This window comes from Streptococcus danieliae, assembly GCF_013415245.1.
Classification (GTDB): domain Bacteria; phylum Bacillota; class Bacilli; order Lactobacillales; family Streptococcaceae; genus Streptococcus; species Streptococcus danieliae_A.
In genome coordinates, this window is sequence record NZ_JACBXX010000177.1 from 1 (window position 1) to 3382 (window position 3382).

3 protein-coding genes are annotated in these 3382 nt (G+C 41.4%); all 3 read left to right on the plus strand.

The genetic code is table 11. From position 1 onward, the window contains the following. The first annotated feature begins 278 nt into the window (after window positions 1–278). Window positions 279–1262, plus strand: a complete 984-nt coding sequence (gene trhO, locus HZY94_RS08445; RefSeq protein ID WP_179925788.1) for an oxygen-dependent tRNA uridine(34) hydroxylase TrhO — start codon at window positions 279–281, stop codon at window positions 1260–1262. 106 nt (window positions 1263–1368) lie between these two features. Beyond that, window positions 1369–2433 (plus strand): serine hydrolase, encoded by a 1065-nt coding sequence (locus HZY94_RS08450; protein WP_179925789.1) that lies wholly within the window; start codon window positions 1369–1371, stop codon window positions 2431–2433. 581 nt (window positions 2434–3014) lie between these two features. After that, the coding region (locus HZY94_RS08455) for a reverse transcriptase domain-containing protein (protein WP_257151889.1) at window positions 3015–3382 on the plus strand (368 nt) is incomplete at its 3' end.

The window sequence follows — 3382 nt, forward strand, 5'->3', positions numbered from 1 at the left end:
AAATGCCATACTCTATTATACCATACACAACCATATACAACAAGAAAAATAGTTGGATTTTACAAAAAAACTCAGCTCTATCAAGGGTTTGAGCTAAGTTTTCATAAATCTAGGTGATAAAGTCGGGTGTCGTAGGTTCGAGTCCTACTGGCGGAGTTCTTGCCCCTTAGGGGCTTTTTTCTTGCTTTTAAGCAAAAACCCTTGGGTTTTCCTTGATTTCAAGTTATAATGGATTGAATTTGAAATTCAAATGTTAGTTTAAAGGAGAATGAAATCTTATGGCAAAAGATATTCGTGTTCTATTGTATTACAAGTATGTTCCAATCGAAAATGCGGAACAGTTTACCAAAGACCACTTGGCTTTTTGTAAATCGATTGGTCTAAAAGGTCGGATTTTGGTAGCAGATGAGGGGATCAACGGGACCGTTTCTGGTGACTTTGAAACAACTCAGAAGTATATGGACTATGTTCACTCGCTACCAGGAATGGAAGATCTTTGGTTTAAAATTGACTTAGAAGAAGAGCAAGCCTTCAAAAAAATGTTTGTTCGTTATAAAAAAGAGATTGTCCATCTTGGTCTAGAAGACAATGACTTCGATGCGGATATCAACCCGCTTGAAACGACCGGGGCTTATTTATCACCAAAAGAATTTAAAGAAGCGCTTTTGGATGGGGATACGGTTGTCTTGGATACGCGTAATGACTATGAATATGATTTGGGTCATTTCCGAGGTGCGATTCGTCCAGATATCCGTAATTTCCGTGAGTTACCACAATGGGTTCGGGACCATAAAGAAGAATTTATGGACAAACGTGTGGTCGTTTACTGTACTGGTGGTGTTCGCTGTGAGAAATTCTCTGGTTGGATGGTTCGTGAGGGTTACAAAGATGTTGGTCAGCTTCACGGAGGGATCGCAACATATGGAAAAGATCCAGAAGTTCAAGGAGAGCTTTGGGATGGAAAAATGTATGTGTTCGATGAGCGGATTGCTGTCGACATCAACCATGTAAATCCAGTTGTAGTCGGAAAAGACTGGTTTGATGGAACTCCATGTGAACGTTATGTAAACTGTGGAAATCCTTTCTGTAACCGTCGTATTTTGACCTCAGTTGAGAATGAAGATAAATACCTTCGTGGATGCAGCCATGAATGTCGTGTCCATCCTCGGAATCGTTATGTTTCTGAAAATGGTTTGACAGAGGCAGAGGTTGTGGAGCGTCTAGCAGCTATTGGTGAAGCCTTAGATCCTGCCATGGCTTAAGAAAAAAAGTTCGAGTTTTTCGACTCGAACTTTTTTTCTTTCCTATTGTTTTTTAATTTTAGATGTCTTATAATATATGAGTTGAAATTTTACAAGGTGAGGAATTATGAAGAAGTATAGTAAGTGGATTGTTGGATTACTGATTGGGTTAGCTTCTCTAGCCTTTATTGCTGCTGTCTTTGTGGCAGGATCAAATTCCGACTCTAATTTATTTTCCCAAATGGTTGGTCAAATAACTGGGAAGAAACAGGAGGAGAAGAAGGATCAAGAGCCTGAAGAGGAAAAGGTAGTTCCAACTAATAAAAGCAAGGCTGCTAAGCAAAAAGCCATGGCTGAAGATGAGGATACGATGAATAGTTATGGTCTCTACTATGACTATGCGAATTTGTCATTGGAGGATACGGTCAAAGCTTATATGGATGAGTATGGGATTGATCATTCACAGGTGGCTTTTTCTTATAAAAATACCAAAAGTAATGAACGTTTCTCCTTCAATGATACTCAGCCGATGACAGCTGGCTCCACTTACAAGCTTCCGCTCAACATGTTGGTGATGGATGAAGTGGCCAAGGGAAAATTGAGCCTTGAAGATGAATTTGATATTACCAATACCCAATATGAATACCAAGGGGAGCATGACAACTATGTGGCGGCTTTTGGTGGGATGATGACCATTCCCGATATGCAGGTCTATTCGCTTGTGTATTCTGAAAATACCCCAGCCTATGCCCTAGCGGAGCGCTTGGGGGGAATGGATAAGGTTTATACTATGTATGACCGTTATGGAACTTCCAAGTCTGCTGAGATTAAAACCATCTCCTTGCAAAATAAAACCACAACGGATTACTTTATCCAGGTCTTGGAGCATCTTTGGAAGGATCAGAAAAAGTATTCTGAAATTTTACGCTTGACGGGTGAATCCTTCCCTGGTGAATACTACAAGAGTCTCTTGCCAGGTCTTAAAATTGATCAAAAACCAGGCTATGTCAATGAAGCCTTGAATGTGAATGCGGTTGTTTATGAGGAGACTCCTTATCTGGTAGCTCTTTATACCGCAGGTCTAGGTGGGACTACAACAGCTTCTACGGAAATTAGTGGTGTTGGTCTTTACCAAGTCGGACAATTGGCCTATGTCATCAATGAGTGGCACCGGGTAAATATGAATCCGTAAGGAAGTCCCTCTTTACTTTATTTATTCGAAAAGAAAAGACAGAAGTTGCAATTTCTGTCTTTTTTCTGTACGACGGGCATGTCGTATATCTGAGGTGCAAGTCCTCTGTGGGCACCTGCTACCGGTGAACCCAATAGCGACTCCCAAGCCTGACTATCGTGAGGTAGCGGGGAGAGGAAGGGATAGCGAAATCGTGGCTCTACGAACAGAAATGTGATATGAAGGCGTATGTAGTGGATGAGGAGGCTGAAAACTCTAAAGTCCCAAAAGGTAGTCGTAACCTATATGCGTAGATCACGAGAGTAAACGAGGAAAGATATACGACTTATCCCGTGAGGTCTCATGAGCGTCGTAGACGTAGTAACAACGAATCATGAGAAGTCAGCCGAACCCATAGTAGTGATGAAGTTTCTGTAATGGAAATGGAGCGAAGGGGCGAACAATTAACCGAAGTAATCCTACTTCACTTGTGTCTGTAAAAGAACGGTCTGATAGAACTGGAGACGGTCACGTATTGACTAGGAGAAGGTTCACGAATCTAAGATGTCCCTCAGACACCGAAACAAGAAAGAAATACGCACATGTCAGAATTGCTAGATAAGATATTATCTCGGAACAATATGCTTGAAGCCTATCATCAGGTAAAAAGAAACAAGGGTTCTGCTGGTATCGACGGAGTTACCATTGAGGAAATGGATAATTTCCTACGGCAACATTGGCGAGAAACCAAGGAACTTATAAAGCAGAGGAAGTACAAACCTCAACCAGTTTTACGAGTTGAAATTCCTAAGCCAAATGGTGGCGTCCGAAATCTTGGAATCCCTACAGTCATGGACAGAATGGTACAACAAGCGATTGTTCAAACCATCAGTCCAATCTGTGAAAGACACTTCTCAGAGTATAGTTATGGCTTTCGTCCCAATCGCTCTTGTGAGACAGCTATTATTCA